This window comes from Streptomyces sp. NPDC006733, assembly GCF_040636125.1.
Taxonomy (GTDB): Bacteria; Actinomycetota; Actinomycetes; order Streptomycetales; family Streptomycetaceae; genus Actinacidiphila.
On the sequence record NZ_JBEYJD010000001.1, the window covers coordinates 427,227 to 452,851 of the forward strand.

A 25,625-nucleotide genomic window follows, 5' to 3' on the forward strand; every position below is an offset into this window, starting at 1 on the left:
GGGGGGGGGCGGCTGCGCCGCTCGGGGGGGCTGGTCGTCTGCTCGGTGGGTTTTCTCGGGGTGGGGTGCCCGTTGTTTTTGGTGGGGCTCGCCCCCGCCGCGGTGGAACGATTCCGCTGTTCCGCCAAGCCGCCGCTCGGCTACTCCGCCTTGATGGCGGTGAGCATGTTGAGCCGGGCCGCGCGCCGGGCCGGCCACAGCGCGGCCAGCACGCCGACCACGGCGGCGCCCGCGAGGAAGATCGCGATCCGGTCCCACGGCACGATCATCGTGTAGGTGCTCATGCCGCCGGCGATCAGCCGGCCCGCCGCCCAGCCGAGGAAGACCCCGAGACCGATTCCGAGCAGCGCGCCGAACAGCGAGATCAGCAGCGACTCGAAGCGGACCATCCGCTTGACGTCCCGGCGGTCGAGGCCGATCGCGCGCAGCATCCCGATCTCGTGGGAGCGCTCGAAGACCGACATGGCCAGCGTGTTGATGACGCCGAGGACCGCGACGATCACGGCCATCGCGAGCAGCCCGTAGAGCATGTTCAGCATCATGCTGATCACGCCGCCGGCCTCGTCGGAGATGTCGGCCCGGTCCTGCACCTTGATCGCGGGGTTGTCGCCCAGCGCCTCGCGCAGGGAGTCCTTGACGGTGGCGCTCGTCCCGCTCGCCGTCTTCACCAGGACCTTCGAGTCGGAGATCTTCGCCAGATGCGGGTCGAGGGTCGCGGTGTCGACGAGCACGCCGTCGAGGATGTCGTTGCCCTGGTAGATGCCCCCGACCTTCAGCGTGCCCTTCGCCTTGTCGTCGTAGACGGCGGGCAGGGTGTCGCCCACCTTCCAGCCGCCGCGCCCGGCGGTCTTGTCGTCCAGGACGACGGTCGTGCCGCCGAGTCCGCCCGCCGAGCCGCTGGTGAAATCGAGGCTGACGAGCTGCGCGATGGTCCGGGGGTTGACGCCGGTCACCCGCTCGCCGTTGCCGCCCACCTCGATCCACGCGTTCCGCATCGGGCTGGTGGCGGTCACGCCGTCGAGGCCGTTCAGCGTCTTCGCGACCTCGGGGGAGAGGTCGATCCCGCCGTTGACCATGCTGACCGTGTAGTCGGCCTTGATGGAGTCCGCGGCCATCCGGTCGATGCCCTTCTGGACCGAGGTCGCGATCACCGTGAGGCCGGTGATCAGCGTCAGGCCGATCATCAGCGCCGACGCCGTGGCGGCGGTGCGCCGCGGGTTGCGCACCGAGTTCTGCCGGGCGAGCTTGCCGGTGACGCCGAACGGGCGCAGCAGCGGACCCGCCGCGGCGATGAGCGGCCGCGACAGCAGCGGCGTCAGGACGAAGACCCCGATGAGCAGCAGCCCGCCGCCCGCGCCCAGCGGCAGCTTGCCGCTGTCCACGTCCATGCCCGAGCCGGCCAGCACCAGGGCGCCGCCCGCACCGGCCAGCAGGGCGCCGAGGGTGTTGCGCAGCACCAGGCTCTTGGCGGTGGCGGGGGCGTGCACGCTGCTCATGGCGGCGACCGGCGCGATCCTGGACGCCCGCCGGGCCGGCAGCCAGGCGGCGAGCATCGTGACGACGACACCGACGATCATCGACCACATGATCGTGCCGGAGCCGACGACCAGCGCTCCGTCCGGCAGCGCCACACCGGTCATGCCGAGCAGCGACCGCATCGCGACCGCGATGCCGATGCCCGTCACGAGGCCGACCACGGCGGCCGTCAGACCGACCACGAACGCCTCGATCAGCACCGAGCGCGTCACCTGGCGGCGGCTCGCGCCGACCGCGCGCATCAGCGCCAGCTCCTTGGTGCGCTGCGCGACCAGCATGGTGAAGGTGTTGGCGATGATGAACGTACCGACGAAGAGCGCGATGCCGGCGAAGACCAGCAGCCCGGTGTTGAGCCCGCTCATCGCCGAGGCGATGCTCGCGGCCTCCTCGTCCGCCAGCTTCTGCCCGGTGACCACCTCGGTGCCCTGGGGCAGCACCTTCTCGGTCGCCGCCTTGAGCGCGGCCTGGCTGGTGCCGGGGGCCGCCTTGACGTCGATCTCGTCGTACTGGCCGGGCTTGGCGAAGAGCTTCTGCGCGGTCGGGGTGTCGAAGAGGACGAGGCTGCCGCCCGCCGCGACGTTGCCGTCGTCCGTGTCGAAGACACCGGTGATGGTCTGGCGCATCACCGGGCCGTCGACGGACATCCGCACGGTGTCGCCGACCTGCACTCCCGCGCGGTCGGCGGTCTTGCCGTCGAGCGCGACCTCGTCCGCCTTCTGCGGGGCGCGGCCGTCCGTCATCGTGTAGCGGGCGTCGGTGCCGTCCTTGCCGGCCGAGTAGTTCGCGCCCCGGGTGGACCAGCCGTTGCCGATCAGGTCGCCGTCCTTGTCGGCGACGGCGGTGAAGCCCGAGACGATGCCGGTGGCGGAGGCCGTGCCGGGCAGCGCCCGCACGGCGTCCAGCTGCCGCTGGGTCAGGTGCGGGGTGTCGTCCGCGCCGTCCCTGCCGTCGGAGGAGGCGGGCGGGGAGCCGGGCTTCACGGCGACGGAGACGTTCTCGTAGCTCTTGGCCGAGCTCTTCTCGTAGGCGGCGCCGATGGTGTCGGTGAAGACCATGGTGCCGGAGACGAACGCGACGCCGAGCATGACGGCGAGCACGGTCATCAGCAGCCTGGCCTTGTGCGCGAGGACGTTGCGCAAGGCGGTGCGGAACATGGGGATCAGTCCTGGTTCGTTCGGTCGGGCGGTGGTGCGGCGGGCGTGCGCGAGGGGCACGACGGCAGCGCGGAGGCACGGCGGAGCGGCACCACGGCAGAACTGCGGCGCGGGCGGCTACTGGGGGGCGTACGGAGGCGCGGAGGGGAGTGCGCGGGAGAGGCCGGGGCCGGGGGGTGCCCCGCTCAGCCGGCGTGGCCCCGAAATTCGAACGCGGAGGGCTGCCGGCCCTGGCCGGAGAGGTTGAGCATGCGCTCCAGGACGCCGTCGGAGGTCGGGTCGTGCAGCTCGTCGACGACGCGGCCGTCGGCCAGGAAGATCACCCGGTCCGCGTAGGAGGCGGCGACCGGGTCGTGCGTGACCATGACGATCGTCTGGCCCAGCTCGCGCACCGAGTTCCGCAGGAACCCCAGGATCTCGGCGCCGGCGCGCGAGTCCAGGTTGCCGGTCGGCTCGTCGGCGAAGATGATCTCCGGCTTGCTCGCCAGGGCGCGGGCGACCGCCACGCGCTGCTGCTGGCCGCCGGAGAGCTGGTTCGGCCGGTGCGACATCCGGTCGGCCAGGCCCACCGTGGCGATCACCTGGGAGAGCCACTTCTGGTCGGGCTTGCGGCCCGCGATGTCCATCGGCAGGGTGATGTTCTCGGCCGCGGTGAGCGTCGGCAGCAGGTTGAACGCCTGGAAGATGAAGCCGATCTTGTCCCGTCGCAACTGCGTGAGCTGCTTGTCCTTGAGCGAGGCCAGCTCGGTCTCGCCGATCCGCGCCGATCCGGCGGAGACCGTGTCGAGCCCCGCCATGCAGTGCATCAGCGTGGACTTGCCGGAACCCGACGGACCCATGATCGCCGTGTACTCCGCGCGCCGGAACTCGACCGACACACCGTCCAGAGCGACGACCCGGGTCTCGCCCTCGCCGTAGACCTTGCTGAGGTCCGTGGCGCGAGCGGCCACCGTGGAGGTGTGGGAAGTGGTTCCGGTGGGGGTCACGGGGCGGCTCCTGCCGTGGGGTGAACGGGGACTCCTCCATGGTGACGCCCCGATCCGCTCCCGGGATCAGTCCAGATCGCTGTTTCCGTGGCAGTCCTGGGAGGGACCCGGAGGGTCCGCTGTACTACTTGCGGATGACGGCGAGCCCTGAGACCGGGAGCCCCGAGCGCCGTCCGGATGGCTCCGCCGCGGGCCCGGCGGGGATCCGGGAGGGCACGGGGAGGGCGCGGGCGGGGATTTCGGCGTGATCGATTTCGCGTCATATGCGAATGACGTGTGTGTGCGGTGTGAAGGGCCGGGGCCTGAGAAGCACCCCTCGAGGCCCACTTGAGGCAGCGTCAGGTACCCCTAAAATCAGACAACATGACGCGGATCGTGCCCTGTTCGGCCCAGTAACCCCGATACGCTCGTCCTGCGTCGAGACCCCGCCCCCGCCCGGATGGTGGAACGCAGACACGGCGAGCTTAAACCTCGCTGGCCGCATGGCCGTGCCGGTTCGAGTCCGGCTCCGGGCACCTCACATCACCCGCGGGGCGCGCGACAGAAGATCCTCCTCCGGCGGTACTCCGTCTTCTTTGCTAACCCATTACTCTTGCAGTAATGCCGTAACGCGCGGCCATGGAGGAGTGAGATGAGGAGCAGCAACCCGGTCTTCTCGCGGCGGGGCTTCAGCCGCGGGGACGGATACGCGGGCTTCGGCACGCAGCAGCAGGGCGCGGCCCCGCAGGGGTCGGGGAATCCGTACGCGCAGCAGGGGAACCCGAACGCGCCGCAGGGTGGGAACCCGTACGCGCAGGGCGGTAATCCGTACGCCACCGCGGACCAGCGGCAACTCACCCCCGAGCAGCTCCAGCAGATGTACCAGGCCCCGCCGGCCGGACCGGCGCAGACCGGTCGCATGACGATGGACGACGTCGTCATGCGGACGGGTATGACGCTGGGCACGGTGATCATCGGCGCGATCCTCGCCTGGGTCGTCCTGCCGGTGAGCTCCACCAGCTACGGCCTGGCCTTCGGCGCGGCGATCGTGGCCCTGGTGCTGGGCATGGTCCAGTCGTTCAAGAGGACGCCGGTCCCGGCCCTGATCATCGGTTACGCGATCTTCGAGGGCATCTTCCTCGGCGTGATCAGCAAGATGTACAACACGTACTGGTCGGGCGCCCCGGTCCAGGCGGTGCTGGGCACGATGGCGGTCTTCGTCGGCATGCTCATCGCGTACAGGACGCGGCTGATCCGCGTCACCGCGCGCTACCAGCGCATCGGCATGGCGATCGCCATCGGCTTCGTGCTGCTGATGCTGGTGAACCTGCTGTTCGTGGCGTTCGGCGCGGCTCCCGAGGGCGGCCTGCGCAGCAGCGGCCCGCTGGGCATCATCGTCGGCATCATCGGCGTCTGCCTGGGTGCGTTCTTCCTGTCCCTCGACTTCAAGCAGATCGAGGACGGCATCCGCTACGGAGCCCCGCAGAACGAGTCGTGGTTCGCCGCGTTCGGTCTGACGCTCTCGCTGGTGTGGATCTACCTGGAGATGCTGCGGCTGATCTCGATCCTGAGGGATTGATCCGGTCGCGGTACCCAGCACGTCACGGGCCCCCGGGAGGCAGCTGCCTCCCGGGGGCCCGTCGTCGTACGCCCGGGGCTACCGGAGGTTGCGGGCTGCCCGCCTCAAGTCGTATTCGTGGACGATCGCCTTGGCGTGTCCGTAGGACAGATCGTGTTCGCTGCGGAGCCAGCTGACTTTCTCGTCGAAGCGGAGGAAGGCTGGGCCGTCGTCGACCGCGCGGAGCCAGTCGCGTACTTCTCGGCCGGTGCAATGGGGGATGCGGGAGAGCAGGTTCCGGTGGGTTTCCTCGGAGAAGATCTGGGACATCGGCGCCTCCGGTATACGGTGTCCGGTCATCTCACCGTGCCTGACTGTTGGGGCGTTGGCAACCATCCCTGGCAGGCGGATGTGAGTGCGTGGCCGGGACACGCGCCCCGGTACGCTCGCCGTCATGCTCGACTGCACCCCTCTGCGCTCCGCCGTTGACCGACTGGCCGGCCGATTTCGCTCCCTGCCCCAGAGCCGGCTGCGCGGCGGGGCGGCCGATATCGGCCTCGAACTGGCGCGATGGCTCGCCGTGGAGGCACAGCGGCTCGAATGTCCCGAGCGGGAACCCGCGTTGATGCCGGACGACGGCGCCTTCACCGTGGGCGACCAGATCGCGGTGGCCGGCAACGACCTCGCGCTCGCGCTCGAACAGCGCCCGGAGTGCGGCGAGGTGCTCGAAGCGGCCCTCGTCCGTATCGACGGGGCCGCGCGGCGTTCGGGGGTCGGACGGGGCTGAGGGGGTTGAAGGGCCTGGGGGGTGTGCGGGCCCGGCGCGCTCGGCGCGCGGGCCCGGCGTGCTCAGAGGGAGGCGACGACCCGGTCGGCCAGGATGAAGACGCTCTCGGTGCCGTAGGTGAACGTCAGAGCGTACGCGCCGCCCACGGCGGACCCGCCGAGCAGGACGGGGGCCTCGCCGCGCTCCAGCGCGTCGGAGAGCAGCAGGGCGGTCTCGCGGTGCCCCGGGGTCATGCAGAGCGTGGTGCCGTCGGCGAAGACGTACACGTCCAGCGTCCCGAGCGGGCCGGGGCGGACGTCGGCGAGCGGGACCCGGCCCTCGGCGAGGTCGGTGAGGCGCTCGGCGGTCTGGTCCGGATCGGCGACGACGGACGGGCCGGGGACGCTGTGCAGGTCCGGGAAGTCCGGGTACTCGGCCTGGTCCTGCGCCGACGGGTGCGGGAGGAAGCCCGGCGCCGGCAGGGCGACCTCGGACTCCAGCCCGGCCAGGTCCGACTGCCGGGGCAGGAACGGCAGCATCGTCGGGATCTCGTACTCGGCGTACTCGGAGCCCGCCGCGGGTATCCCGCCGCGGAAGAACGGGGTGTCCGCGGACTCGCGGGCCTCCTGCTCGGCCCAGAAGGCGCGCGCCTCGGCCAGCTCGCGCTCCCGCTCGTCGGCGAGCGCGTCCGCGACGGCGGCGCGTATCTCGTCGGCGGGCACGGGCCGGGCGGCCGGCACGGAGGTGGCGCCGTCGGCGCCGGCGATCGCGAGATCACCGCGCAGACCGGCGAGCTCGCGGCGCAGGCCGCGGGCGGAGATCAGGGCGGCGGAACCCAGGGCCACGGCGATGACCGCGACCACCAGCAAGATGGAGAACAGGGCGCTCACAGACGTACTCCCGACTGACGTGATCCCGAGCAGTGCCCACTGACGAGTGGGTGAAACATCCCCCACACATCACTGTGCCTGTAAACCTCTGCCCTTCGCAGTGCGGAACGTCACGAATTGGGTGGGTCTGAGGTCCTCGGCCATCCGGGTGATGCCGCCCTGACCTGCGAAAACGCACCGCCCCCGGGCTCGTATAACAACCCGGGGGCGGTTCTGTTGCGACTTAGATCACAGTCTGTGATCCCAGAAAAGACGACCGACAGGTCAGCTCAGCCGCTCGCTTTTTTGGTCGCGCTGAGCTTCGCCTCCGCTGCGGGCAGGTACCGCCCTCGTTCCTCGGACGGTCCCTACCCTCCGCTGCGACTCAGCTCAGCCGCTCGCTTTTCTGGTCGCGCTGAGCTTCGCCTCCGCTGCGGGCAGGTACCGCCCTCGTTCCTCGGACGGTCCCTACCCTCCGCTGCGACTCAGCTCAGCCGCTCGATGACCATCGCCATGCCCTGGCCGCCGCCCACGCACATCGTCTCCAGGCCGAACTGCTTGTCGTGGAACTGCAGCGAGTTGATCAGGGTGCCGGTGATGCGGGCGCCCGTCATGCCGAAGGGGTGGCCCACGGCGATCGCGCCGCCGTTGATGTTCAACCGGTCCAGGTCCACGCCGAGGTCGCGGTAGGACGGGATGACCTGCGCGGCGAACGCCTCGTTGATCTCGACCAGGTCGATGTCGCCGATGCCCAGGCCGGCCCGCTTCAGCGCCTGCTTCGACGCCTCGACGGGGCCGTAGCCCATGATCTCGGGGGAGAGGCCGGTGACGCCGGTGGAGACGACGCGGGCGAGCGGGGTGATGCCCAGCTCGCGCGCCTTCACGTCGGACATGATCACGAGCGCGGCGGCGCCGTCGTTGAGCGGGCAGCAGTTGCCCGCGGTGACCGTGCCGTCGGGGCGGAAGACCGGCTTGAGGCCCTGGACGCCCTCCAGGGTGACGCCGGCGCGCGGGCCGTCGTCCTGGGAGACGACCGTGCCGTCGGGCAGCGTGACCGGGGTGATCTCCCGCTCCCAGAAGCCGTTCTTGATGGCGGCCTCGGCGAGGTTCTGCGAGCGCACGCCGAACTCGTCCTGGTCGGCGCGGGTGATGCCCTTGATCGCGGCGAGGTTCTCGGCGGTCTGCCCCATCGAGATGTAGGCGTCCGGGATCAGCCCGTCCTCGCGCGGGTCGTGCCACTCGCCGCCGCCGTTCTCGGCGCGGCCCAGGGTGCGCAGCTCGGCGTCGGCGAAGAGCGGGTTCTTGGTGTCCGGCAGGCCGTCCGAGCTGCCCTTGATACTGCGCGACACCATCTCGACACCGGCCGAGATGAAGACGTCGCCCTCGCCGGCCTTGATGGCGTGCAGCGCCATGCGGGTCGTCTGGAGCGACGAGGAACAGTAGCGGGTGATCGTGCAGCCCGGCAGGTGGTCCATGCCCATCTGCACGGCCACGATCCGGCCGAGGTTGTGGCCCTGCTCGCCGCCGGGCAGGCCGCAGCCGAGCATGAGGTCGTCGATCAGCTTCGGGTCCAGCTCCGGGACCTTCGCGAGAGCGGCCTGGATGATCGTGGCGGTCAGGTCGTCCGGGCGGAGATCCTTGAGGGATCCCTTGAAGGCGCGGCCGATGGGGGATCGGGCGGCTGAGACGATCACGGCTTCGGGCATCGCGACACACTCCTCGTCGAGGCGGCAGGACTCAGGACTCTCTGGGAAGTTACCTGCACGTATCGAGAGGAGTCACGGCTTGCGGGCTGTGACACGGGACTCTTTCTGAGCGAGCGCTTAGTCAGCTGCCGGGACGCGACCGCCCGTATCCGTCCGTATCGGCGGAAGACGGTGCCGACCGGCGGGTGTCCGCCGGCCGGCAGGGCCGGCACGGTGCGACGGGCGGGCCCGCGCGTCAGGGACGCGACCGCGGGCCCGCCCGTCAGGCCGACGTCGAGGAGGCCGCCGGTTCCGCGGCGTGCGGCAGCCGCTGGCGGCGGCGGTACTTGAGCAGGGCCCAGCGCCCGCGGGAGCCGAAGACGCCGTGCGCCGCCGCGACCACCTCGGTGCCGCCCTCGGACGCGGCTGCGGCCGCGGCCTGCGCCACCGGCAGGAAGCCCTCGCCGCGCGTCTCGTCCGGGTGCTCGTCCTCCTCGGGCCACACGCCGAGCGCCGAGCAGAGCGTCGGCAGCAGCGCCATGGCCGCCGTCGCGTACCCCTCCGCGGAGGGGTGGTAGTTGTCCGGGCCGAACATCTCGCGCGGGTGCGCCTCGAACTCGGGGCCGAGCAGCGCGCCGAGCGAGACGGAACGGCCGCCGAGGCCGACCACCCCGATGGTCTGCGCGGCGGCGAGCTGGCGGCTCATCCGGCGCGCCACCCAGCGCAGCGGCTGGTACACCGGCTCGACGGAGCCCAGGTCGGGACAGGTGCCGACGATCACCTCGCTGCCGGCCTCGCGCAGCCGGCGGACCGCGTCCGACAGCAGCCGGACGGACTTGGCGGGCGGCATCCGGTGGGTGACGTCGTTGGCGCCGATCATGATCACGCAGACGTCCGGCGGCGGCGCGCCCACGTCGAGCAGCAGGGCGACCTGGCGCGCCAGGTCGTTGGACTGCGCCCCGGGGTTCGCCACGTTCACCAGCGTGACGGGACGTTCCGCGACGGCCGCGAGGCCGGAGGCGAGCAGCGCGCCCGGGGTCTCGCGCGCCCGGTGCACGCCCTGCCCCGCCGCGGTCGAGTCGCCGAGGAAGCCGAGCCGGAGTGGGACGTCACCCGTTCGGTGTGCGAATGCAGAACCGTATCTTCCGTCCGCGCGCGGTGGTACGTCGTCCGAGCCGCCCACCGTGCGTTTCGCCAGCCGGACCTCGGCCAGCAGTACTCCGACGGCGGCCCCGCCGAGCAGGCTGATCCCGCCGCCCCCGAATGCCGCCGCGGTCGCGATCCGCCGTGCCACCCTCGCCCTCGACATCGACCCCGCTCACCTCCCGTGCTTGTGCGTACAACATCTTGTTGCCCCGTGACGCGCCCACTGCAACGTGCCGTAGTGGTGATCGGCCGACATTAGGGGGGAGGGAGGGAGAAGCGATCGAGGCACGGACGAGCTGAGAGTCGGCGCGTTAGGCCATAGGCTTGCCGCACATTCACGGAGAACCCGGAGACAATGGTGCAGTTCCACGACTCGATGATCAGTCTCGTCGGCAACACCCCGCTGGTGCGGCTCAACAACGTGACCGAGGGCATCCAGGCGACCGTCCTGGCCAAGGTCGAGTACTTCAACCCCGGAGGCTCGGTCAAGGACCGCATCGCGGTCCGGATGATCGAGGCCGCGGAGCAGAGCGGTGCGCTCAAGCCCGGCGGCACGATCGTCGAGCCGACGTCCGGCAACACCGGGGTCGGCCTCGCGATCGTCGCGCAGCAGAAGGGCTACCACTGCATCTTCGTCTGCCCGGACAAGGTGTCGCTCGACAAGATCAACGTGCTGCGCGCGTACGGCGCGGAGGTCGTGGTCTGCCCGACCGCCGTGGACCCCGACCACCCGGAGTCGTACTACAACGTCTCCGACCGGCTGGTCCGCGAGACCCCGAACGCGTGGAAGCCGGACCAGTACAGCAACCCGAACAACCCGCTGTCGCACTACCACTCCACCGGCCCCGAGCTGTGGGAGCAGACGGAGGGGCGGATCACGCACTTCGTCGCGGGCGTCGGCACCGGCGGCACCATCTCCGGCACCGGCCGCTACCTCAAGGACGCCAGCGAGGGCCGCGTCCAGGTCATCGGCGCCGACCCCGAGGGCTCGGTGTACTCCGGCGGCTCCGGGCGCCCGTACCTGGTCGAGGGCGTCGGTGAGGACTTCTGGCCGACCGCCTACGACCGCGAGGTCGCGGACGGCATCGTCGCCGTGTCCGACAAGGACTCCTTCCAGATGACCCGCCGCCTCGCCAAGGAGGAGGGCCTGCTCGTCGGCGGCTCCTGCGGCATGGCGGTCGTCGCGGCGCTGCGCGTCGCGGAGAAGCTCGGCCCCGACGACGTCGTCGTCGTGCTGCTGCCGGACTCCGGCCGCGGCTACATGTCGAAGATCTTCAGCGACGAGTGGATGGCCTCGCACGGCTTCCTCGACGACGGCAACGGCCAGGCCCGCGTCGCCGACGTGCTGGAGCACAAGGGCGGCGGCATCCCGCAGCTGCTGCACATGCACCCGGAGGAGACCGTCGGCCAGGCGATCGACGTGCTGCGCGAGTACGGCGTCTCCCAGATGCCCATCGTCAAGCCGGGCGCCGGCCACCCGGACGTGATGGCGGCCGAGGTCATCGGCTCCGTCATGGAGCGCGACCTGCTGGACGCGCTGTTCGCCAAGCGCGCCACGCTGGCCGACCCGCTGGAGAAGCACATGAGCGGACCGCTGCCGCAGGTCGGCTCCGGCGAGCCGGTCTCCGACCTGATGAAGGTCCTGGGCACCAAGTCCGACGCGGCGATCGTCCTCGTCGAGGGCAAGCCGACCGGCGTCGTGAGCCGCCAGGACCTGCTGGCCTTCCTGGCGAAGTAGCCCGAGCGGCCGCCGCGGCGCGCGCGGCCCGCCCGGCGCGGTACGACGAGGCCCCCTCCCGATCGGTCCGGGAGGGGGCCTCGTATATTTTCTGCTCGCCCGGCGGAACGTTTCGCTCCGGCCGGGCCCGAACCTCCCCAGCAGAACGGCCCGCCATGACCCCCCGTACCCCCGCCGCGCTCCGCGCTGCCACTTTGCTGCTCCTGCCGCTGGCGCTCGCCGCCTGCTCGTCCGGCACGGGCTCCACGGCCGGGACCCGCCCTTCGGCATCGGCCACGACCCCTTCGTCCGCCGCGACCCCGCAGACCGCCGCCGCGAGCCCCGCCGCCGCGAAGGCGCGCCTGCTCACCGGCGACAAGCTGCGGGCCGTCCTGCTGCGGGTCGACGTGCTGCCCAAGGGCTACCGGGCCGACGCGGCCGCCACACGGGACAGCGGCCCGGACCTCGCGCCTCCGGTCAAGGACGGCGCCCCCGGCGCGTGCGGGGCGCTGGAGCAGACCGGCTGGATCCGGATCGCCGGGATCGAGAGCGCGTCGTTCGCCCAGGGCGACTTCGTCAACGCCCGGCAGGAGGAGTTCAACCAGGGGGTCGACACGTTCCGCGGTTCCGGCGCGCAGCTCGTCATGACGCGCATAGAGCAGGCCTTCAAGCGCTGCGCGCACTTCACCGACTCCGGCAGCGGCGCACCGGTCCCGGTGAAGGTGCGGAGCAGCGTGACCAAGGGATCGGACGGCGGGGCCGCGACCATCAAGGCCGTGCTCACCTCGGACCAGTGGGAGGGCGGCACCACGCTGATCGCGACCCGCGTCGGCAACAGCGTGATCACGACGTTCTACTCGGTCCAGTCCTCCGACCTCGGCGCCGCGAACGTGGGCCTCACCCAGAAGATCGTGAAGAACCTCACCATCGCGCAGCGGTGACTGCCGGACGGGGGACGGGCGGGGGACGGGCGGCGCGTGGCGTGGCGTTCACCCGGGGAGGCCAAAGTGCTACATCCGCGTCATGAGACCGCAGCACGGGCTTAACAAGCGTCCGGCAGATTGGTGTTCGCCGGGAAGAGAAGCCCGGCACCACAGGATGTGGCACCCAGGAACTCCGGAGCGGCTCCCGGACTGCTGAGTGACCCTCCCTGGACGAGGTGTCTGGTCCTGACCCGGCCCGCGTCCGAAACGGGGACCGCCGTCGTCCCGCCCCCCGGGTGACCGGGGGTGCGGCGGTCCCCGTTCCTGTCTTCCTCCGGCTCGTTCCGGGGGCCGGGGTTCTCCCCTCCCGCCCCGCCCCCGGAACGGCCCCGGAGGCCGCCGCCGGGGCTACTCCCAGTCGCTGTCGGACTTCGCCCGCCGCGCGCCCCGGTCGCCCGCGAAGATGTGGCCGAGGGACTGGGCGACGTTGACGCCCACGATCCCCGCCCAGGTGATGAAGAGCCCGCCGCCCCCCGCGTTGACCACGCCGATCGCGGAGAGCGGGATGGCGGCGATCATCGTGAAGCCAGCGAAGCCGTAGCGGGCGAAGCGCGCGCTGGGCTCGGGGTGGCCGGGGCTGCGCCCGGCACGGGCGAAGGAGGTCTGCTGCTCCGCCAGTTGGCGGCGGACCCGCTGCTCGACATGGCTGTCGAGGCGCTGGTCCACCTTCTCCATGAACGAGTCGACCAGTTCCGACTCGTACTCCGCACCGAGGTCCTTGCGGGCCTGCAGGGTGGCGGCGAGTTCCTTCTTGAGTTCCGGGTCGCGGGCGTCCATGACGCCACCGTACGGAGCGCGGGGGCGCGCGGCACTGGGGGAAACCCCCGATTCTTTTCGGGGGTGCCCCCTCCGAGCGGGCGATGCGTAGAGTCGCTTTGCTATTTGCGCGCCGCGAGACCTTCTGAGGAGCACACCCGTGCCGCTGCCACCCGTCCCCTCCCTGCTGACGGCCCTCACCGCGTCCGACGGCGCGGACCGGCCCGACGCCGTGACCGTCGCGGGGCGCTCCAGCTCGTACGAGCGGCTGCTCGGCGCCGCGGGCGCGGTCGCCGCGCGGGTGGCGGGCGCCCCGGCGTTCGCGGTGCGGGCGACGGCGTCGCTGGAGACGGTGGCCGCCGTGGTGGGCGGCCTGCTGGCGGGCGTGCCGGTGGTCCCGGTGCCGCCGGACGCGGGGCCGGCCGAGCAGAACCACATCCTGGGGGACTCCGGCGCGGAGCTGCTCGCCGCCGACCTCGCCGAGCGGGCCGGCTGGAGCGGGCCGGAGCCGGGGGCGAAGGAGGCCGCGCTCATCCTCTACACGTCGGGCACGACCGGCCCGCCCAAGGGCGTCGTGGTCTCGCGCGGCGCGATCGCCGCCGACCTCGACGCGCTCGCCGGCGCCTGGGAGTGGACGGCCGACGACACGCTGGTGCACGGCCTGCCGCTGTTCCACGTGCACGGCCTGGTGCTCGGCGTCCTCGGCGCCCTGCGCACCGGCAGCCGGCTGGTGCACACGGGCCGGCCGACTCCGCAGGCGTACGCGGCGGCCGGCGGCACCCTGTACTTCGGCGTGCCGACGGTCTGGTCGCGCGTGGTGCGCGACCAGACCGCCGCACGGGCGCTGTCCGGCGCCCGGCTGCTCGTCTCGGGCAGCGCCCCGCTGCCCGCCCCCGTCTTCCGCGACCTGGAGTCGCTCACCGGGCAGCGCCCCGTGGAGCGGTACGGCATGACGGAGACGCTGATCACCATCAGCACGCGGGCGGCCGGTGACCGGCGCCCCGGCTCGGTCGGGCTGCCGCTGCCGGGGGTCGAGACCCGGCTGGTCGACGAGGACGGCGCCACCGTCCCGCACGACGGCGCCACTGTCGGCGAGCTGCAGATCCGCTCCGGCACGCTCTTCGACGGCTACCTCGGCCGTACGGAGGCGACCGCGGCCTCGTACAGCGCCGACGGGTGGTTCCGCACCGGCGACATGGCGATGGCGGAGCCGGACGGCATGCACCGGATCGTCGGCCGCGCCTCGACCGACCTGATCAAGTCCGGCGGCTACCGCATCGGCGCGGGCGAGGTGGAGAACGCGCTGCTCGACCACCCCGCGGTCCGGGAGGCGGCGGTGGTGGGCGCGCCCCACGAGGACCTGGGCCAGGAGATCGTCGCGTTCGTCGTCGCCGACGGGGTCGGTGAGGCCGAGCTGATGGACTTCGTGGCGGGGCACCTGTCGGTGCACAAGCGGCCGCGCAAGGTCCGGTTCCTGGACGAGCTGCCGCGCAACGCGATGGGCAAGCCGCAGAAGGGGCGGCTGCCCCCGGTGTAGGCAGGGCGCGCGGCCGCCGCGGTGGACCCTCCTTGCCAATGCTGCATGGATTCATGCAGAGTCAGCGACGACTGAATAGGCCAGGAGGACGTTGATGGGCACGACGGAGGACGGGGGCGACGCCGCGGAGGCGGGCGCGGGCGCCGGCGAGGGGGCGGCCGAGAGCGCGTCGGCGCGGCTGCTGAAGCTGTTCGAGTCGCACCGGCTGACGCCGACGCAGCGCCGGATCGCCCACTGCCTGGTGCGCCGGTCGGCCGACGCGCCGTTCCTGTCCAGCGTCGAGGTCGCCGAACTGGCCGGGGTCAGCCAGCCGTCCGTCACCCGCTTCGCCGTCGCGCTCGGCTTCGACGGCTACCCGGCGCTCCGCCGCCACCTGCGCGAGGTCGCGCCGGTGCGGCCGGGACCCGAGGCCGCCGCGTACAACGAGTACCAGCAGGCCGTGCACGCCGAGATCGAGAACCTCCGGCACCTCGCCGCCCTCCTCGCCGACCCCGCGCCCGTCGCCCGCGCGGGCGCCGTGCTCGCCGCGTCCCGGCCGCTGCCGGTGCTGGGCCTGCGCGCGGCGGGCGCGCAGGCGCGGGGCTTCGCGTACTTCGCCGCGAAGGTCCACCCCGACGTCCGGCTGCTGGACGAGGGCGGCACGATGTTCGCCGACCGCGTCGACGGCGCCGTCCGGGCGGGGGCGAGCGCGCTGCTCTGCTTCGCCCTGCCGCGGCACCCCCGCGAGGTCGTCGAGGCGCTGACGTACGCGCGGCAGGCCGGTCTGACGGTCGTGACCGTGGCCGACAGCGCGTTCGCCCCGGTCGCCGCCTGCTCGGACCTGCTGCTGCCGGCCGCGGTGGGCACGGGGCTCGCCTTCGACACGGCGTGCGCCCCGATGCTGCTCGGACGCGTCCTGCTGGAGTCGATGTGCGACCACCTGCCGGACGCGCAGGCGCGCCTGGAGGAGTTCGACGCGCGGGCGGCGGCGCGGGGACTGTTCACCGACTGAGCGGGTCCCCGACCGGGCGGGTCAACCACTCACCGAGCCGGTCGCCTGCCGAGCCCACCGGCCTGGCCGGTCACCGGCCCGCCAGGTATCCCGTCGTCTCGTACGACCCCGTCGCCGGGCCCTTCGCCCGGTCCGGGCGGACCCAGTACCGGACGTCCCGCGTCCGCTCCACCCGCCCGAACCACAGGGACTTCAGCCACAACCCCGCCCCGGCCCCCGCCAGCAGCATGCCGCCCGCCGCCGACGCCAGCAGGCACGAGGCCGCGGCCAGGGCGAAGGCCGCGAGCAGCCACCAGGCGCGGCGGCGGAGCCAGACCCGCGCGGTCACCCGGCGGTCCTGGAGGAAGACGGACTTGGGGGCGCGTGCGGCGTCCGCGCCGAGCGCGGTGTAGCGGGACCGGCGGACCGAGAAGGTGACGGCGGCGGCGACGGCGAAGAGGACCGCGCCGCCGAGTATCCCGATGCGGCGCCCGGTCAGGCCCGGGACGAAGACCCCGCCGACGGCGGCCACCGCCCCCAGCCAGAACAGCCAGCGACCGGCGACCCGCACCAGTACCCCCACCCGAGCCAGCGTGTATGCCCCGCGTGCCACGTCCGTCCTCCTCCGATGCCGTCGCGCCCAGCGCGTCCCGCACGGGAGATTACTCAGCCATCCTCAGAATTTCATGAGGATCGGACAGGAGTTCGCAGGCGGGTCAGGGCCTCGCCCTGCTCCCCGCCGCTCTCCGCGAGGAGTTCCTCCACCGTCTGGGCCGCGCGCACCAGCGCGAAGGCGACCTCGCCGTCGGGGGACACGGCATAGCCGTGCACCGCCGGGCGCGGCAGCGAGTTGTAGGCGAAGTGGGTGGAGAAGTAGTAGGCCCCGGTGTCCAGCAGGGCCACCAGGTCGCCCGCCGCCAGGAGCGGGAGGGGGCGGGCGCCGGCGACGAGGTCGCCGGCGAAGCAGCAGGGCCCGGCCACGTCCTGGACGACGGGGTCGCCGCCCTTCGGACGGCCCCGCGCGTCGAGGGCCGTGACGCGCAGCGGCCAGGCGTCGGGGGCGAAGACCGTGCGGGTGGCGAGCTGCGCGCCCGCGTGGGTGATCGCGATGGGCCGGCCGCCCGCGGACTTGGTGTACTCGACGCGGGCCAGCACCGTGCCCGCCTTGGCGAGCAGCGAGCGGCCGAACTCGGTGACGAGCCCGTACCGGCCGTCGAAGAGGCCGGGGACGGTGTCGCGCAGCACCCGCGCGTACGCGCCGAACGTCGGCGTGACCTCGTCGGAGGCGAAGTTGACGGGCAGGCCGCCGCCGATGTCCAGGGTGGTGATCTGCTGCCGGCCCGCCGCCGCGTTGATCCGTTCCGCGAGGTCGTACACCGCCCGGACGCCCGCCGCCATGAGGTCGAGCGGTACGCCCTGGGAGCCGGTGTGGGTGTGCAGGCGGTTGAGCCAGGGGCGGTCGGCGTAGGCGCGCAGGATCCACCGTTCGGCGCCGTCGTCGCGCAGCGCGACGCCGAACTTCGAGGTGGCGGTCGCGGTGCTCATGGCGCCGATGCTGCCGCCGCCGACCTGCGGGTTGACGCGCAGGCCGACGGGGGAGGAGGTCGGGCCCGCGGCGACGAGGTCGTCGAGGCGGCCGAGTTCCTGCGGGTTGTCGGCGTTGACGGCGATGCCCAGGGCGAGCGCCTCGCGCAGCTCCGCGACGGTCTTGGCGGGGGAGTCCAGGACGATGCGGTCGCCCGGGACGCCTGCGGCGCGCGCGATGGCCAGCTCGCCGGGGCTGGCGACCTCGGCGCCGAGGCCGAGCCCGGCGAGGAGCCGCAGGACGGGGACGAGGGAGGCCGCCTTGACGGCGAAGGTGTGGGTGACGGCCACGCCCGGCGTGGCGAAGGCCTCCCGCAGGGCGGCCGCGGCCTCCTCGACGCCGGCGACGTCCAGCAGCCCGACGACCGGCCGGTCCGGCGCGATCAGATCCTGCTCCACCGCCGCGCGCAGCGCGTGGCCCCGTCGTGCTGTCGCGTCCGGCGTCATGCCGGTCATCCCATCATCCGCGCAGGCGCCATGCGACCCGACCCTGTTGACTAGATGTATTCATCACGACAGGATGTGAATGGATAGATCCATCAGGCGCAACCAGGGACAGAGGGAGGCCGGGCCGATGTCGGGACCGAGGATCGTGCGGGCGCCGCGCGGTACGGAACTGAGCACTCAGGGATGGCAGCAGGAAGCCGCGCTGCGCATGCTGCAGAACAACCTCGACCCGGAGGTCGCCGAGCACCCCGAGAAGCTGGTCGTCTACGGCGGCACCGGCAAGGCGGCCCGTGACTGGCGCTCCTTCGACGCCATGGTCCGCACCCTCCAGACGCTGAAGCGGGACGAGACGATGCTCGTCCAGTCCGGCCGTCCCGTCGGCGTGATGCAGACGCACGAGTGGGCGCCGCGCGTGCTCATCGCCAACTCCAACCTGGTCGGCGACTGGGCCAACTGGGAGGAGTTCCGGCGGCTGGAGTCGCTGGGCCTGACCATGTACGGCCAGATGACGGCCGGCTCGTGGATCTACATCGGCACCCAGGGCATCCTCCAGGGCACCTACGAGACGTTCGCCGCGGTCGCCGCCAAGAAGTTCGGCGGCACGCTCGCCGGCACCATCACGCTGACCGCCGGGCTCGGCGGCATGGGCGGCGCCCAGCCGCTCGCCGTCACCATGAACGGCGGCGTCGTGATCTGCATCGACGTCGACCCGCGGGCGATCTCGCGCCGCATCGAGCACCGCTACCTGGACGTCAGGGCCGACTCCCTGGCGCACGCGATGCAGCTCGCCACCGAGGCCCGCGACAAGCGCGAGCCGCTGTCGATCGGCCTGCTGGGCAACGCGGCCGAACTGCTGCCGCAGATGCTCGCCGAGGGCGCCCCCATCGACATCGTCACCGACCAGACCTCGGCGCACGACCCGCTGGCGTACCTGCCGGTGGGCATCGCGTTCGACGAGATGGCCACGTACGCGGCCGAGAAGCCCGCCGACTTCACGCTCAGGGCGCGCGAGTCGATGGCCCGCCACGTCGAGGCCATGGTCGGCTTCATGGACGCGGGTGCCGAGGTCTTCGACTACGGCAACTCGATCCGCGGCGAGGCGCAGCTCGCGGGGTACGAGCGGGCGTTCGACTTCCCCGGCTTCGTGCCGGCGTACATCCGGCCGCTGTTCTGCGAGGGCAAGGGCCCGTTCCGCTGGGCCGCGCTCTCCGGCGAGGCGTCGGACATCCACAAGACGGACAAGGCGATCCTGGAGCTGTTCCCGGAGAACGAGTCCCTGCACCGCTGGATCAAGCTGGCGCAGGACAAGGTGCACTTCCAGGGCCTGCCCGCGCGCATCTGCTGGCTCGGCTACGGCGAGCGCGACAAGGCGGGCGAGCGCTTCAACGACATGGTGGCGAGCGGTGAGCTGGCCGCGCCGGTCGTGATCGGCCGCGACCACCTGGACTGCGGCTCGGTGGCCTCGCCGTACCGCGAGACCGAGGCGATGCTCGACGGCTCGGACGCCATCGCCGACTGGCCGCTGCTCAACGCCATGGTCAACGTCGCCTCCGGCGCCTCCTGGGTCTCCATCCACCACGGCGGCGGCGTCGGCATGGGCCGCTCGCTGCACGCCGGTCAGGTCACGGTCGCGGACGGCACGAAGCTCGCGGGCGAGAAGATCCGCCGGGTGCTGACCAACGACCCCGGCATGGGCGTCATCCGGCACGTGGACGCGGGCTACGACCGCGCCGACGAGATCGCCGACGAGCGCGGCGTGCGGATCCCGATGCGCGAGGGCGAAGCGCGTTGAGTTTCCACAGCATGTGGACGGAGCTGCTGCCCATCGGCCGCAGCTCCGTCTCCGGCGGATACCGCCGCTACGCCTGGAGCGGCGCCGACCTGGAGTGCCGGGCGTGGTTCCGCGCGCAGGCCGAGACCCGCGGGCTGACGTACGAGGTCGACCGCAACGGCAACCAGTGGGCCTGGCTGGGCGACCCCGCCGCGGGCGGCGCGGTCGTCACGGGCTCGCACCTGGACTCCGTGCCGGACGGCGGCGCCTTCGACGGCCCGCTCGGCGTCGTCTCGTCCTTCGCGGCACTCGACGAGCTGCGCGAGCGCGGCGCGGCGTTCGACCGGCCGCTGGCCGTCGTCAACTTCGGTGACGAGGAGGGCGCCCGCTTCGGGCTCGCCTGCGTCGGCTCGCGGCTCGCCGCCGGACAGCTGACGAAGGACAAGGCGTACGAACTGCGGGACGCGGACGGCGTTTCCCTGCCCCAGGCCATGGAGCGGGCCGGCTACGACCCGGCCGCCATCGGCCCGGACCCGGAGCGGCTCGCCCGCATCGGCGCCTTCGTGGAGCTGCACGTCGAGCAGGGCCGGGCGCTGGACCTGAGCGGCGACGCCGTCGGCATCGCGTCCGCCATCTGGCCGCACGGCCGCTGGCGGTTCGACTTCCACGGCGAGGCCAACCACGCGGGCACCACCCGTCTGGAGGACCGCCGCGACCCGATGCTCAGCTACGCCGAAACGGTGCTGGCCGCCCGCCGGGAGGCGCGGGCCGCCGGGGCGCTGGCCACCTTCGGCAAGGTGAGCGTCGAGCCCAACGGCGTCAACGCCATCGCCTCGCTGGTGCGCGGCTGGCTCGACTCACGCGCCGCCGACCAGGAGACGCTGGACCGGGTGGTGGCCGGGATCGAGGCGGCCGCCGCCGAGCGCGCGGGCCGCGACGGCGTCGACGTCCGCGTCACCCGCGAGTCGTTCACCCCGGTCGTGGAGTTCCAGCACGCGCTGCGCGACGAGGTCGCCAAGCTGCTCGGCGGCACCGCCCCGGTGCTGCCGACCGGCGCGGGACACGACGCCGGGATCCTGTCGGCGAGCGCCCCGACCGCCATGCTGTTCGTACGCAACCCCACCGGCGTCTCGCACTCACCCGCCGAGACCGCCGCCGAGGACGACTGCCTCGCCGGGGTGACCGCGCTCGCCGACGTACTGGAAGGTCTCGCGTGCAGCTGACGTACTGGACGGAACACGCCTGGCTCAACGGGACCGTGGAGCCGGGCGTGGCCCTCGACACGGCCGACGGGCGGATCACCGCCGTCAGGACCGGCGTCGGCACCCCGCCGCCCGGCGCCGTGGCCCTGCGGGGCTTCACCCTGCCGGGGCTGGCCAACGCCCACTCGCACGCCTTCCACCGGGCGCTGCGCGGCACCGTCCAGGTCGGGTCCGGCACCTTCTGGACCTGGCGCGAGATCATGTACTCGATCGCGGCGGAACTCGACCCGGACACCTACTACGCGCTCGCGCGGGCGGTGTACGCGGAGATGGCGCTGGCCGGCGTCACCTGCGTCGGTGAGTTCCACTACCTGCACCACGCCCCCGGCGGCACGTCGTACGACGACCCCAACGCCATGGGGGAGGCCCTGATCGCCGCCGCGGGCGAGGCGGGCATCCGGATCACGCTCCTCGACACGGCCTACTTCTCGTCCGGGTTCGGCGCGCCGCCCGACCGGCACCAGGTGCGCTTCGCGGACGCGGGCCCCGACGCCTGGGCGGAGCGCGCGGACGCCCTCAAGGACCGCGACCACGCCAGGATCGGCGCGGCCGTCCACTCCGTGCGCGCCGTGCCGCCGGTCGGCATCGTCCGGGCCGCGGAGTGGGCGGCGGCCCGGCAGGCGCCGCTGCACGTCCACCTGTCGGAGCAGCCGGCCGAGAACGAGGCCTGCCTGCGCGCCCACGGCCGCACGCCGACCGCGCTCCTCGCGGACCACGGGGCGCTGGGCCCCCGCACCTCCGCCGTGCACGCCACCCACCTCACCGGCGAGGACATCCGGCTGCTCGGCGGCAGCGGCACCGTCGTCTGCATGTGCCCCACCACCGAGCGCGACCTCGCCGACGGCATCGGCCCGGCGCGCGACGTGCAGCGGGCGGGGAGCCCGCTGTCGCTGGGCAGCGACAGCCACGCCGTCATCGACCTGCTCGAAGAGGCCCGCGCCCTGGAGCTCGACGAGCGGCTGCGCACCCGCACCCGCGGGCACTGGACCGCGGCCCAGCTGCTGCGCGCGGCCACCGCCGACGGCCACGCCTCGCTGGGCTGGCCGGACGCCGGACAGCTGGAGGCCGGCGCGCTCGCCGACTTCACCACCGTGGCCCTGGACTCGGTCCGCACCGCGGGGACGCTGCCGCGGCTGGCCGCCGAGACGGCCGTCTTCGCCGCCACCGCCGCCGATGTGCGGCACACGGTGGTGGGCGGCCGGCACATCGTGCGGGACGGCGCGCACCAGCTGGTGCCGGACGTCCCGGCGGCGATGGCCGGGGCCATCGCCCGCCTTCGGCGCTCCTGACCCTCCGCACCAGAAGAAGGACCGCGATGCCCACCACCGCCACCACCGTCATCACCAACATCGGCAGCCTGGTCACCAACGACCCGTCCCTCGGTGCCGGGCCGCTCGGCCTGCTCACCGACGCGGCGGTCGTCATGGCGGAGGGCCGGATCGCCTGGGTCGGCCCGGCCGACCGGGCCCCCGCCGCGGACGAGGTCTTCGACGCGCGGGGGCGGGCGGTGCTGCCCGGGTTCGTCGACTCGCACTCGCACCTGGTCTTCGGCGGCGACCGGACCGCGGAGTTCAACGCCCGGATGTCCGGCACGCCGTACTCCGCGGGCGGCATCAGGACCACGGTCGCCGCCACCCGGGCCGCCACCGACGCCGAGCTGGACGCCAACGTGGCCCGCTACGTCGCCGAGGCGCGGCGGCAGGGCACCACGACCATCGAGACGAAGTCCGGCTACGGGCTGACCCCGGACGACGAGGCGCGCAGCCTGCGGATCGCCGCGGCGCACACCCCGGAGACCACGTACCTGGGGGCGCACATCGTCGCGCCGGAGTACGCGGACGACCCGGCCGGCTACGTGGACCTGGTCACCGGGCCCATGCTCCAGGCCTGCGCGCCGCACGCCCGCTGGGTGGACGTGTTCTGCGAGAAGGGCGCGTTCGACGGCGACCAGGCGCGGGCGATCCTCACCGCGGGCGCGCGCGCCGGGCTGATCCCGCGGGTGCACGCCAACCAGCTGACCTACGGGCCCGGCGTGCTGCTGGCCGTGGAGCTGGGGGCGGCGTCCGCCGACCACTGCACGCACCTGACGGACGCGGACGTCGACGCGCTGGCGTCCTGCGGGGGCACGACCGTCGCGACGCTGCTGCCCGGCGCCGAGTTCTCCACCCGGGCCGCGTACCCCGACGCCCGCCGGCTGATCGACGCGGGCGCGGCGGTGGCGCTGTCGACGGACTGCAACCCGGGGTCGAGCTTCACCAGCTCGATGCCGTTCTGCATCGCCGTCGCCGTGCGCGACATGCGCATGACGCCGGACGAGGCGGTCGCGGCCGCCACGCTCGGCGGCGCGCGGGCGCTGCGCAGGGACGACGTGGGAAGGGTCACGCCGGGGGCACGAGCCGATCTGACGCTGCTCGACGCCCCCAGCCATGTCCACCTGGCCTACCGGCCCGGCGTGCCGCTGGTCAGCCGTGTGTGGCAGGACGGGGTGCCCGCGCTCTGAGCGGCGGCCCGGCACCGCGGGCCCGGCCGCCGCGACGGTTCACTCCTCGATGGGGCACACCGAGGCTCACTCCCCGACGGGGCACACCGACGGCTCACTCCTCGACGAGCAGCCCGCGGCGCAGGCGCGCCAGGGTGCGGGAGAGCAGCCGGGAGACGTGCATCTGCGAGATGCCCAGCTCCTCGCCGATCTCCGACTGGGTGAGGTTGCCGGTGAAGCGCAGCGAGAGGATCTTGCGGTCGCGCACCGGGAGCTCGGCGATCAGCGGGCGCAGGGACTCGATGTACTCGATGCCCTCGAGGTCGGTGTCCTCGTAGCCGATGCGGTCGCTCAGCGCGCCCTCGGAGTCGTCCTCGTCGGCCTGGGCGTCCAGCGAGCTCGCGGTGTACGCGTTGCTCGCGGCCATGCCCTCGATGACCTCTTCCTCGCTGATCCCGAGCCTGGCGGCCAGCTCGGCCACCTTCGGCGAGCGGTCCAGCTGCTGGGCGAGCTCGTCGCCGGCCTTGGCCAGGTCGAGCCGCAGCTCCTGCAGCCGGCGCGGGACCCGCACGGACCAGCTGGTGTCGCGGAAGAAGCGCTTGATCTCGCCGATGATCGTCGGCATCGCGAACGTGGGGAACTCCACCCCGCGGCTCAGCTCGAAGCGGTCGATCGCCTTGATCAGGCCGACCGTGCCGACCTGGATGATGTCCTCCATCGGCTCGCTGCGGGTGCGGAACCGGGCGGCCGCGAAGCGGACCAGGGCGAGATTGAGCTCCACGAGGGTGTTGCGGACGTAGGAGTACTCGTAGGTGCCCTCGTCCAGCGTCTCCAGGCGCAGGAACAGAGTCTTGGACAGGGCGCGTGCGTCCACCGGCCCCACCGTGTCGAACGGGGGTATCTCGGGGAGGCCCTCCAGGCCCTCCGGCTCGTCCAGGTGTTCCTGGTCCGAGCCTGTGAACGGGCGGGTCTTCGTCGCGGTGATCGCGTCAGGCCGGGGTGTCATGCTCTCCTCCCTCGGTTGCGGCATCAGGCTGCCGGTGCCATGCCTCTTGTACGGTGTGCTGCGCCTCCGAGGCGGCCGTTTGTCGATAGCTGTTGTTCAAGCCCTACCGCGTTTCGAGCTACTAGCGCAAATTTTCGGTCATCGGTTCGAAACGCGATTACCGCGGCCCTGGAGGGGCAGGCGGCAGGCACTCAAGGGGCGTCCGCCGGGCAGCCAAGCCATGGCTTCCGCGCGATTCGCGATGCGCGTAGGGTTCGGTGTGCGCATGACCCAAGATTCCAGAGGAGCGCACATGGACCGCGGGATGGTCGGGACAGCCGGCCGGGACCGGTTGCACGTGGACGTGCGGCAGCACGGCACGTACGCCGTTGTCACGCCTGCGGGCGAATTGGACCACCACACGGCCGAGCTGCTCAGCGAGCCGCTCGAAGCCTGCGTCGCCGCGGGCTGCACCAAGCTCGTGGTGGACTGCTCGGAGTTGGACTTCTGTGACTCCACCGGGCTGAACGTGCTGCTCGGCGCCCGGCTGAAGGCCGAGGCGGCGGGTGGAAAGGTACATCTGGCGGGTATGCTGCCGGTAGTCGCGCGTGTGTTCGAGATCACGGGCGCCGAGGCCGTGTTCACCGTCCACGCCACTGTGGACGAGGCATTGCAGGAGTGACGGAAGCGTCGCCGGTGGCGATCTCCCACTCCACCCTGTTTCGTAGAGGTTCCGAGGTGTCCTCGGGAATTCGTCGGGCAGGAGACTCCTGAAACTGTCGGACATCGGTGAGGTGAGGCGTCGATGAGCACCACTCGGCCCCACGCGGCGGACGACCGCGGTTCGGACCCGGGCGATTTCGTCGAGCCCGAAGCCGGCACCGCGCGCGTTCTGCGGCTCCTGGGGGAGAGTGCCATCGTGCCGCGCGCCCGCGATTTCACTCGCGAGGCGCTGCAGGCCTGGGGATGGCTGCCCGCCTCCACTCCCGAGCACCGGGCCGCGGCCGAGGACGTGCTGCTCGTCGTCTCGGAGCTGGTCACCAACGCGTGCCTGCACGCGAACGGCCCCGACGAGCTGCGACTGGTCCACACCCCGAAGACGCTGCGGCTGGAAGTCGCCGACAGCGGCGACGGCGAGCCGACGCCCCGGGTCCCGCACCGCGCGGGCCGGCCCGGCGGGCACGGCATGTTCATCGTGCAGCGCCTCTGTTCGGACTGGGGCGTCACGCGCCACCCCGAGCGGCCGGGCAAGACCGTCTGGGCCGAGCTGGCGGCGCCCGCCGACGCCTGAGCCCGCTCGAAGCGGCCGCGGCCGCCACCAACGCTGAAACGCCGGAACCCTGCGGTACGCAGGCGGTCCGGCGTTTTTTCGTGGGCCGGGCCGCGGGCAGGCATTGTCTCTTCCCTCTCCAAGATCCCGGGCGTACTGTCGGCCGCCGAATCTGATGTGCCGTC

General features: G+C 72.6%; 22 protein-coding genes and 1 tRNA gene. 13 read left to right on the top strand and 10 right to left on the bottom strand.

Annotated features, from left to right (window positions below; all coding sequences use genetic code 11):
- Positions 1-140: 140 nt before the first annotated feature.
- Together ABZ721_RS01915 and ABZ721_RS01920 are read right to left on the bottom strand one after the other, a co-directional pair.
- Positions 141-2,690, bottom strand: a complete 2,550-nt coding sequence (locus ABZ721_RS01915; RefSeq protein WP_358786562.1) for an FtsX-like permease family protein — start codon at positions 2,688-2,690, stop codon at positions 141-143.
- 185 nt (positions 2,691-2,875) lie between these two features.
- Positions 2,876-3,676: an ABC transporter ATP-binding protein gene (locus ABZ721_RS01920; RefSeq protein WP_358786563.1), complete on the bottom strand. Its 801-nt coding sequence runs from the start codon at positions 3,674-3,676 to the stop codon at positions 2,876-2,878.
- 433 nt (positions 3,677-4,109) lie between these two features.
- On the opposite strand from ABZ721_RS01920, the gene ABZ721_RS01925 reads away from it, so the two are divergent.
- Together ABZ721_RS01925 and ABZ721_RS01930 are read left to right on the top strand one after the other, a co-directional pair.
- A tRNA-Leu gene (locus ABZ721_RS01925) sits at positions 4,110-4,191 on the top strand.
- A 116-nt stretch (positions 4,192-4,307) separates the two neighbouring features.
- Positions 4,308-5,234 carry a Bax inhibitor-1/YccA family protein gene (locus tag ABZ721_RS01930; RefSeq protein ID WP_358786564.1) on the top strand — a complete coding sequence of 309 codons (927 nt, stop codon included), beginning with the start codon at positions 4,308-4,310 and terminating at the stop codon, positions 5,232-5,234.
- A gap of 78 nt (positions 5,235-5,312) precedes the next feature.
- On the opposite strand, the gene ABZ721_RS01935 is transcribed toward ABZ721_RS01930, so the two are convergent.
- Positions 5,313-5,543 (bottom strand): DUF4287 domain-containing protein, encoded by a 231-nt coding sequence (locus ABZ721_RS01935; protein WP_138356104.1) that lies wholly within the window; start codon positions 5,541-5,543, stop codon positions 5,313-5,315.
- A gap of 124 nt (positions 5,544-5,667) precedes the next feature.
- On the opposite strand from ABZ721_RS01935, the gene ABZ721_RS01940 reads away from it, so the two are divergent.
- Positions 5,668-6,000: a hypothetical protein gene (locus ABZ721_RS01940; RefSeq protein ID WP_358786565.1), complete on the top strand. Its 333-nt coding sequence runs from the start codon at positions 5,668-5,670 to the stop codon at positions 5,998-6,000.
- 62 nt (positions 6,001-6,062) lie between these two features.
- On the opposite strand, the gene ABZ721_RS01945 is transcribed toward ABZ721_RS01940, so the two are convergent.
- The 3 genes from ABZ721_RS01945 to ABZ721_RS01955 all read right to left on the bottom strand — a co-directional run bounded on the left by ABZ721_RS01945 (position 6,063) and on the right by ABZ721_RS01955 (position 9,842).
- Entirely contained in the window at positions 6,063-6,869 is an 807-nt protein-coding gene (locus ABZ721_RS01945) for a hypothetical protein (protein ID WP_358786566.1), read from the bottom strand.
- Positions 6,870-7,333: 464 nt separating this feature from the next.
- On the bottom strand, positions 7,334-8,554 hold the full coding sequence (locus ABZ721_RS01950) for an acetyl-CoA C-acetyltransferase (RefSeq protein ID WP_358786567.1): 1,221 nt from the start codon (positions 8,552-8,554) through the stop codon (positions 7,334-7,336).
- Positions 8,555-8,816: 262 nt separating this feature from the next.
- Positions 8,817-9,842, bottom strand: coding sequence for an SGNH/GDSL hydrolase family protein (locus ABZ721_RS01955; RefSeq protein ID WP_358786568.1), 1,026 nt, complete (start codon positions 9,840-9,842; stop codon positions 8,817-8,819).
- Between the two features lie 195 nt (positions 9,843-10,037).
- Between ABZ721_RS01955 and ABZ721_RS01960 the strand changes: the two genes are divergently transcribed.
- Together ABZ721_RS01960 and ABZ721_RS01965 are read left to right on the top strand one after the other, a co-directional pair.
- A complete protein-coding gene (locus ABZ721_RS01960) occupies positions 10,038-11,417 on the top strand; it encodes a cystathionine beta-synthase (protein ID WP_358786647.1) in 1,380 nt (459 codons plus the stop codon).
- Positions 11,418-11,572: 155 nt separating this feature from the next.
- Positions 11,573-12,337, top strand: a complete 765-nt coding sequence (locus ABZ721_RS01965; RefSeq protein WP_358786569.1) for a hypothetical protein — start codon at positions 11,573-11,575, stop codon at positions 12,335-12,337.
- 390 nt (positions 12,338-12,727) lie between these two features.
- On the opposite strand, the gene ABZ721_RS01970 is transcribed toward ABZ721_RS01965, so the two are convergent.
- On the bottom strand, positions 12,728-13,156 hold the full coding sequence (locus ABZ721_RS01970; RefSeq protein WP_358786570.1) for a hypothetical protein: 429 nt from the start codon (positions 13,154-13,156) through the stop codon (positions 12,728-12,730).
- 139 nt (positions 13,157-13,295) lie between these two features.
- Between ABZ721_RS01970 and ABZ721_RS01975 the strand changes: the two genes are divergently transcribed.
- Positions 13,296-14,672: an acyl-CoA synthetase gene (locus ABZ721_RS01975; protein WP_358786571.1), complete on the top strand. Its 1,377-nt coding sequence runs from the start codon at positions 13,296-13,298 to the stop codon at positions 14,670-14,672.
- 94 nt (positions 14,673-14,766) lie between these two features.
- On the top strand, positions 14,767-15,663 hold the full coding sequence (locus tag ABZ721_RS01980) for a MurR/RpiR family transcriptional regulator (protein WP_358786572.1): 897 nt from the start codon (positions 14,767-14,769) through the stop codon (positions 15,661-15,663).
- A gap of 70 nt (positions 15,664-15,733) precedes the next feature.
- Here the strand turns inward: ABZ721_RS01980 and ABZ721_RS01985 are convergent, their stop codons facing one another.
- Together ABZ721_RS01985 and ABZ721_RS01990 are read right to left on the bottom strand one after the other, a co-directional pair.
- Positions 15,734-16,255 carry a hypothetical protein gene (locus ABZ721_RS01985; RefSeq protein ID WP_358786573.1) on the bottom strand — a complete coding sequence of 174 codons (522 nt, stop codon included), beginning with the start codon at positions 16,253-16,255 and terminating at the stop codon, positions 15,734-15,736.
- Positions 16,256-16,326: 71 nt separating this feature from the next.
- Positions 16,327-17,673, bottom strand: coding sequence for a diaminopimelate decarboxylase (locus ABZ721_RS01990; protein WP_358786648.1), 1,347 nt, complete (start codon positions 17,671-17,673; stop codon positions 16,327-16,329).
- A 127-nt stretch (positions 17,674-17,800) separates the two neighbouring features.
- On the opposite strand from ABZ721_RS01990, the gene hutU reads away from it, so the two are divergent.
- The 4 genes from hutU to hutI are packed head-to-tail and all read left to right on the top strand — an operon-like array spanning position 17,801 to position 23,206.
- A complete protein-coding gene (gene hutU, locus ABZ721_RS01995; protein WP_358786574.1) occupies positions 17,801-19,465 on the top strand; it encodes a urocanate hydratase in 1,665 nt (554 codons plus the stop codon).
- 11 nt (positions 19,466-19,476) lie between these two features.
- Positions 19,477-20,667, top strand: coding sequence for an allantoate amidohydrolase (locus tag ABZ721_RS02000; protein ID WP_358786575.1), 1,191 nt, complete (start codon positions 19,477-19,479; stop codon positions 20,665-20,667).
- Entirely contained in the window at positions 20,658-21,995 is a 1,338-nt protein-coding gene (locus ABZ721_RS02005) for a formimidoylglutamate deiminase (protein ID WP_358786576.1), read from the top strand. The genes ABZ721_RS02000 and ABZ721_RS02005 overlap by 10 nt, the downstream gene beginning before the upstream one ends.
- A gap of 26 nt (positions 21,996-22,021) precedes the next feature.
- Positions 22,022-23,206, top strand: a complete 1,185-nt coding sequence (gene hutI, locus ABZ721_RS02010) for an imidazolonepropionase (RefSeq protein WP_358786577.1) — start codon at positions 22,022-22,024, stop codon at positions 23,204-23,206.
- A gap of 94 nt (positions 23,207-23,300) precedes the next feature.
- Here hutI and ABZ721_RS02015 read toward each other — a convergent pair whose 3' ends face one another.
- Positions 23,301-24,191, bottom strand: a complete 891-nt coding sequence (locus ABZ721_RS02015; protein WP_358786578.1) for an RNA polymerase sigma factor SigF — start codon at positions 24,189-24,191, stop codon at positions 23,301-23,303.
- 292 nt (positions 24,192-24,483) lie between these two features.
- On the opposite strand from ABZ721_RS02015, the gene ABZ721_RS02020 reads away from it, so the two are divergent.
- Positions 24,484-24,852 carry an STAS domain-containing protein gene (locus tag ABZ721_RS02020; protein ID WP_358786579.1) on the top strand — a complete coding sequence of 123 codons (369 nt, stop codon included), beginning with the start codon at positions 24,484-24,486 and terminating at the stop codon, positions 24,850-24,852.
- Between the two features lie 123 nt (positions 24,853-24,975).
- Positions 24,976-25,461 carry an ATP-binding protein gene (locus ABZ721_RS02025; RefSeq protein ID WP_358786580.1) on the top strand — a complete coding sequence of 162 codons (486 nt, stop codon included), beginning with the start codon at positions 24,976-24,978 and terminating at the stop codon, positions 25,459-25,461.
- Positions 25,462-25,625 lie beyond the last annotated feature (164 nt).